This window comes from Pseudoalteromonas fuliginea (assembly GCF_000690055.1).
In the GTDB taxonomy this organism is placed as follows: domain Bacteria; phylum Pseudomonadota; class Gammaproteobacteria; order Enterobacterales; family Alteromonadaceae; genus Pseudoalteromonas; species Pseudoalteromonas fuliginea.
In genome coordinates this window covers 1-435 of the sequence record NZ_JJNZ01000202.1, presented here as the reverse complement: position 1 = coordinate 435, position 435 = coordinate 1, and the positions used below count along the sequence as shown (strand labels likewise).

Annotated in this window: 1 protein-coding gene; it reads right to left on the bottom strand. The window is 43.2% G+C overall.

Translation table 11 applies throughout. From position 1 onward, the window contains the following. On the bottom strand, window positions 1-409 hold a 409-nt coding region (locus tag DC53_RS0120990), incomplete at its 3' end, for a hypothetical protein (protein ID WP_033032547.1). Window positions 410-435: the final 26 nt, after the last annotated feature.

Genomic DNA, 435 nt, shown 5'->3' with positions numbered 1-435 from the left:
CCACGTTGTTTGTGTCTATGGTCATTGAGCGACTTACTTCTGTGTCGGTATCGTCACCAAAGCCAAAGAAGTCTTTAGCTGCATTAACTTTCCCCATCACTGCGCCAACTGTTGATTGATACATATCAGCAATGCCGCCGAACAGGTTGCTAAAGTAATTGGTAACACCATCCCACTGAGATTTTACAAATTCCATTGGCGACCAATCAAACATTGATTTAACCATCTGTACGCCAATATTGAAAGTCGTGGTTATGTCGCCCCATAGCGAACTAAACCAATCGCTTATTGACCCCCAGTTGTCGTATATGTATTTAACTGCGAAACCTAACCCAACAATGGCAGCGGTAATACCTGCGATTACCCAAACGATCGGGTTGGCTGCCATTACTAAGTTGAATACTGTCACTAATCCAACACAACTTTAAGAGCTAC